The organism is Micromonospora sp. NPDC049799 (assembly GCF_040656655.1).
GTDB lineage: Bacteria > Actinomycetota > Actinomycetes > Mycobacteriales > Micromonosporaceae > Micromonospora.
Window position 1 is genome coordinate 1 of sequence record NZ_JBFAMU010000332.1, and the last position, 5,596, is coordinate 5,596.

Here is a 5,596-nt window from a genome sequence, read left to right on the forward strand (position 1 = left end):
CCCGACCTTCCGCGCGGGTGCCGGCTTCAAGGAGATGGTCGCCTTCGCGCCGGTCGCCTTGGCCCCGGTCGCCTTCGCGCCGGTCGCCTTGGTGGCGGCCGTGGCGGTCTTCTTCGCCGCCGCCGTGGCCTTCGGCACCTTGCCGCTGGCCACCATCTCCTTGAAGCCGGCACCCGCGCGGAAGGTCGGGACGGACGTCTTCTTGACCTTCACCGCCTCACCGGTCCGCGGATTGCGTGCTGTTCGGGCACCCCGGACGCGCTTTTCGAACGCTCCGAATCCCGTGATCGCCACCTTCTCGCCCTTGGTGACCGCCGCCTGGACCTCAGCGAGAACCGCGTCGAGCGCGGCCGTCGCCGTCTTCCGGTCCCCCAGGCGAACGGCGAGCGCCTCGATGAGCTCGGCCTTGTTCACGACTTCCTCCCGATTGTGCAACTAACCCGACGCGAGCCATTCTGCGCGCACGGTATGCCCTGTGCTGCCGGGACACAAACATTCGCAGGAAAAAAGCCCTTGTGTCGCAACGGATTCGCCCCCACCGGCAGGACCGGCGGGGGCGAAATCCGCTGTGCGATGGGGCGTACGGCTATGCGACCGACGGCAGGAACGAGGGGCGGGACGCCTCGAAGGCGGTGATGTCGGCCTCGTGCCGGAGGGTCAGTCCAATGTCGTCCAGGCCCTCCATCAGACGCCAGCGGCTGAAGTCGTCCAGGGGGAAAGACCAGGTGGCGTTCCCGGCCCGGACCTCCCGCGCGGTCAGGTCGACGGTGACCGGCGTGGTCGGGTCGGCCTCGACGAGATGCCAGATCTCCTCGACCGCTTTCAATTCCAACTCGACCGGGAGCAGACCCTCTTTGAGGGCGTTGCCCCGGAAGATGTCACCGAAGCGGGGCGAGATGACGGCCCGGAAGCCCCAGTCGCGCAGCGCCCACACTGCGTGCTCGCGGGACGACCCGGTGCCGAACTCCGGACCCGCCACCAGAATCGACGCACCGGAATACGCGGCATCGTTCAGGACGAATTCCGGGTCCTCCCGCCAGGCGTTGAACAGGCCGTCCGCGAAACCGGTCCGTGTCACCCGCTTGAGGTACACGGCGGGGATGATCTGATCGGTGTCCACGTTGGAACGGCGCAGCGGCACGGCGGTGCCGGTGTGGGTGGTGAACCTGTCCATCAGCGGTTTCCCCTTCTACAGGTCGGCGGGAGCGGCCAGGCGACCGACCACGGCGGTGGCCGCGGCGACCGGCGGGGAGACCAGGTGGGTGCGTCCGCCCCGGCCCTGGCGGCCCTCGAAGTTGCGGTTGGAGGTGGAGGCGGCGCGCTGGCCCGGGGACAGCGTGTCCGGGTTCATGCCCAGGCACATCGAGCAGCCGGCGAAGCGCCACTCGGCACCGGCGTCGGTGAAGACCTTGTCCAGTCCCTCGGCCTCCGCGGCCTCGCGCACGGCCGCGGAACCGGGCACCACCAGCATCCGCACGCCGTCGGCGACCGTGTTGCCCCGCAGCACGTCGGCCGCGGCGCGCAGGTCCTCCAGGCGACCGTTGGTGCAGGAGCCGACGAAGACCACGTCGACCGCGAGGTCCCGCAGTGGGGTGCCGGGCGTGAGGCCCATGTACTCCAGCGCGCGGTGGGCGGCGGTCCGCTCCGCCTCGGTGACGAACTCCGCCGGCTCCGGCACGGCCGCATCCAGCGGCGCGCCCTGACCCGGGTTGGTGCCCCATGTGACGAACGGCGTGATCCGGCTCGCGTCGAGGGTGACCTCCGCGTCGAACGTCGCGCCCTCGTCGGTGGGCAGCGTCCGCCACCAGGCGACCGCCGCGTCCCAGTCGGCGCCCGTGGGGGCGTTCGGCCGCCCCTTGAGGTACGCGAAGGTGGTCTCGTCCGGCGCGATCATGCCCGCCTTGGCACCCCACTCGATGGACATGTTGGCGATCGTCATCCGGCCCTCCATCGAGAGGGCCCGGATCGCCTCGCCCCGGTACTCGACGATGTGCCCGCGACCGCCGCCGGTGCCGACCTGTGCGATGAGGGCGAGCACCAGGTCCTTGGCGGTGACACCGGGGCCGAGCTGGCCGGTGACGTTCACCGCCATCGTCCTGGGTCGCGTCTGCGGCAGCGTCTGGGTGGCCAGCACGTGCTCCACCTCGCTGGTGCCGATGCCGAAGGCGAGCGCACCGAACGCGCCGTGGGTGGCGGTGTGCGAGTCGCCGCAGACGATCGTCATGCCCGGCTGGGTGAGGCCGAGCTGCGGGCCGATCACGTGCACGATGCCCTGGTTCTCGTCGCCCAGCGGGTGCAGCTTCACGCCGAACTCGGCGCAGTTGCGGCGCAGGGTCTCGATCTGCGTACGCGAGGTCGGGTCGGCGATGGTGAGCAGATCGCCGCGGCGCGAGCGGAACGACGGGTCCGCGTAACCGGTCGGGGTGTTGTGGTCCTCCGTCGCGATCGTCAGGTCGGTGCGGCGGACGGGGCGACCGGCGAGGCGCAGCCCGTCGAAGGCCTGCGGGCTGGTCACCTCGTGCAGCAGGTGCAGGTCGATGAAGAGCAGATCGGGCTCGCCCGCGACGGACCGTACGACGTGCGCGTCCCAGACCTTCTCGGCCAGGGTCCTCGGCTCAGGAGTGACTCCCACCATCTGGACATCCTAAATTCTGGGAGGTAAGTTTCGGCTTGTGGGACACAGTATGAGCGGTGTCGGCGTTCTCGACAAGGCGGTGGTCATCCTGGCCGCCTGTGTCGACGGCGCCAGCCTGGCCGAACTCGTTGAACGAACCAAGCTGCCCCGAGCCACCGCGCACCGGCTCGCGCAGGCTCTGGAAATCCACCGGATGCTGGTACGGGACACCCAGGGTCGCTGGCGCCCCGGCCCACGCCTGGGTGAGCTGGCCAACGCCGCGCCGGACGTGCTCCTGACGGCGGCGGAGCCGTTGCTCGCCGCGCTGCGGGACGCCACCGGCGAGAGCGCCCAGCTCTATCTGCGCCGCGCCGACGAGCGCATCTGCGTGGCCGCCGCCGAGCGGGCCAGCGGCCTGCGGGACACCGTTCCGGTCGGCTCGGTGCTGCCGATGACCGCCGGTTCGGGGGCGCAGATCCTGCTCGCCTGGGAGCCCCCGGAGGCGGTGATGCCGCTGCTGCCCCGGTCGAAGTTCACCGGTCGCACCCTCGCCGAGGTACGCCGTCGCGGCTGGGCGCAGAGCGTCGCCGAGCGGGAGTTGGGTGTGGCGAGCGTCTCCGCGCCGATCCGCGACCGCACCGGCCGTGTGATCGCCGCCATCAGCATCTCCGGCCCCATCGAGCGCATCGGCCGCCGCCCCGGCGAACGCCACGCGATGGCCGTCGTCCGCGCCGGCCAACGCCTCTCGGGCCTGTAACCCGCCGACGGGACAAGATCGACTCGACGTCAGTGACGTCGGGGTGTCGCAGTCGCCCGGACACCCCGATGTCACTGACGTCGAGTCGATCACCGGCCGCGCAGGACATGAAACGGCCCGCCTCGCGGATGCGAGACGGACCGTTGCGATCTGTAGCCCCGACCGGATTCGAACCGGCGCTACCGCCTTGAGAGGGCGGCGTCCTGGGCCGCTAGACGACGGGGCCAGGCACTTTTCCTGCTTCACCGCCCTGACGAACGGTGCGGCAGTAGTCTAGCGGCACCGGTCCCGCCCTCGACGACGGGGCCGCCCGGTCGGCTCCGCACGCCGGGCCGGAACGCGACCACGAAGGCCCGCACGACCACGCAAGCCCGCACGACCGGCGAGGCCGGACACGAAGGCCCGGACACGACGAAGCCCGTCCCACACGAGTGGAACGGGCTGTCACTGCTTCTGTAGCCCCGACCGGATTCGAACCGGCGCTACCGCCTTGAGAGGGCGGCGTCCTGGGCCGCTAGACGACGGGGCCAGAACCTTCCCTGCTGCACCGCCCTCGCGAGCGGCGCCGCCGAACTCTACCAGACCCGTCGCCCGCCTTTGGCGAGGCGGGTGCCGAACTCCATCAGAATCCAGCGATCGACGTTCTTCCGAACGTCGATTGCGCTGGGGTACCAGGACTCGAACCTAGACTAACTGAACCAGAATCAGTCGGGCTGCCAATTACCCCATACCCCATCGGCCCCTTGCGGCGCCGGGTACAAACCTTACCTTCCCGGTGCCCGGAGGCCAAATCGATACCCCGAAACCGCCTCTGAGCTGCGGAAACAGGGTTGATGACCGGATCAGGCGACGGGGACCACCGGGTTGCTCAGCTCCCCGATGCCCTCGATCCGGACGGTGACCGTATCCCCCTCCGTGAGCGGGCTAACCCCCGCCGGCGTGCCGGTCAGCACGATGTCGCCCGGAAGCAGCGTCATCACGTGGGAGACGTACGACACCAGGGCCGGCACGTCGAAGACCATGTCCCGGGTCCGGCCGATCTGGCGGACCTCCATCTCCTCCGGGTTGCGGCCCACCTCGCAGCGGATCTCGAGGTCGGTCACGTCCAGGCCGGTGGTGATCCACGGCCCGATCGGGCAGAACGAGTCGAAGCCCTTGGCGCGGGTCCACTGGCCGTCGGTGCGCTGGAGGTCCCGCGCGGTGACGTCGTTGGCGCAGGTGTAGCCGAAGATGGCCCGCTCGGCGGCGGCCCGGTCGGCGCGGCGGGCGCCCGGAGCGCCGATCACCACGGCCAGCTCCGCCTCGTGCTCCACCTGCTTGGAGAAGATCGGCAGCCGGATGGCGTCCCGGGGGCCGATGACCGAGGTGGAGGGCTTGAGGAAGAGCAGCGGCTCCTTCGGCACCTCGCTGCCGTGCTCGGCGGCGTGTTCGGCGTAGTTGCGGCCGACGCAGACGACCTTGCTGGGCAGGATCGGCGAGAGCAGCCGGACGTCGGAGAGCGCCCACCGGGCGCCGGAGAACTGGATCTGCCCGAACGGGTGGCCCTCGATCTCGGCGATGGTCAGCCCGGCCGGGCCGGCCTCCGCCTCGCCCTCGACGACCCCGAACGACATTCCCTTGGCATGAGCGAAACGAGCGATACGCACCCGGCAACACTAGCCCCGACGACGAACCGGCCCACCCGGGCCACGACGGACGCGACCAGGGCCACCGCGGACGGGACGACCGGCGGCGCAGCCTACGTCGGATCCGGCCCGGCGGGGCGGACTTCCCGCCTTCTCACCCACACGAACAGACCGCGCCCCTAGCGTCGGCTCCGGAGGTTCGTTCGTATGCCTGCATCGACACGACACCACAGGGCCCTCGCAGTGTTCGTGCACTGCCTCGGCATCCTCGCCGCCGTTCCGGCACTGCCGGCGGTGGCCCCACCCGCGGCGGCGGCGGTGGGGTTGTCAGCAAAACGTTCATCACGCTTGAGGTAAATTCACACGCAGGCGCGACGTTTACCAATAGCCCGGCCTGAAAAGGTCGGGCTTTTCCCGTTGCGCCCCGCACTGCAAAAAATTTGATCCATTCATTGGCCCGTTTGCGAAAGCCTGTACTAGCATACGAGGCGGCAGTCATGGAGATCACTGCCCTGTACGCCGCCCTCCTTGAAACTCATGGATGAAATGATGAACTCACACCTGTTCCCCCACATTGGCAAAGTCATCGCCAGCACCGGC

Annotated in this window: 5 protein-coding genes and 3 tRNA genes; 1 reads left to right on the forward strand and 7 read right to left on the reverse strand. The window is 69.9% G+C overall.

Annotated elements, in window-relative coordinates:
- The 3 genes from AB0I76_RS21300 to leuC all read right to left on the reverse strand — a co-directional run.
- The coding region (locus tag AB0I76_RS21300) for an HU family DNA-binding protein (RefSeq protein WP_357038108.1) at positions 1-414 on the reverse strand (414 nt) is incomplete at its 3' end.
- Between the two features lie 172 nt (positions 415-586).
- On the reverse strand, positions 587-1,174 hold the full coding sequence (gene leuD, locus AB0I76_RS21305) for a 3-isopropylmalate dehydratase small subunit (protein WP_357038111.1): 588 nt from the start codon (positions 1,172-1,174) through the stop codon (positions 587-589).
- A 15-nt stretch (positions 1,175-1,189) separates the two neighbouring features.
- Entirely contained in the window at positions 1,190-2,635 is a 1,446-nt protein-coding gene (gene leuC / locus AB0I76_RS21310; RefSeq protein WP_357038114.1) for a 3-isopropylmalate dehydratase large subunit, read from the reverse strand.
- A 49-nt stretch (positions 2,636-2,684) separates the two neighbouring features.
- Here leuC and AB0I76_RS21315 point away from each other — a divergent pair, with 49 nt between their 5' ends.
- Complete coding sequence (locus tag AB0I76_RS21315; protein ID WP_357038117.1) at positions 2,685-3,371, forward strand: IclR family transcriptional regulator; 687 nt, start codon at positions 2,685-2,687, stop codon at positions 3,369-3,371.
- A 153-nt stretch (positions 3,372-3,524) separates the two neighbouring features.
- Here AB0I76_RS21315 and AB0I76_RS21320 read toward each other — a convergent pair.
- From AB0I76_RS21320 to AB0I76_RS21335, 4 genes are all read right to left on the reverse strand, one after another.
- Positions 3,525-3,597: transfer RNA gene (locus tag AB0I76_RS21320), tRNA-Glu, on the reverse strand.
- Between the two features lie 230 nt (positions 3,598-3,827).
- Positions 3,828-3,900: transfer RNA gene (locus tag AB0I76_RS21325), tRNA-Glu, on the reverse strand.
- A gap of 134 nt (positions 3,901-4,034) precedes the next feature.
- Positions 4,035-4,106 (reverse strand) — tRNA-Gln (locus AB0I76_RS21330).
- A gap of 107 nt (positions 4,107-4,213) precedes the next feature.
- The gene (locus AB0I76_RS21335; protein WP_357038120.1) at positions 4,214-5,017 is read right to left on the reverse strand and encodes a fumarylacetoacetate hydrolase family protein; all 804 of its coding nucleotides are present in this window, start codon (positions 5,015-5,017) and stop codon (positions 4,214-4,216) included.
- Positions 5,018-5,596 lie beyond the last annotated feature (579 nt).

Coding starts and splice junctions, on each gene's coding strand:
- AB0I76_RS21315 (WP_357038117.1), top strand. CDS start 2,685: ATGAGCGGTGTCGGCGTTCTCGACAAGGCGGTGGTCATCCTGGCCGCC.
- leuC (WP_357038114.1), bottom strand. CDS start 2,635: ATGGTGGGAGTCACTCCTGAGCCGAGGACCCTGGCCGAGAAGGTCTGG.
- leuD (WP_357038111.1), bottom strand. CDS start 1,174: ATGGACAGGTTCACCACCCACACCGGCACCGCCGTGCCGCTGCGCCGT.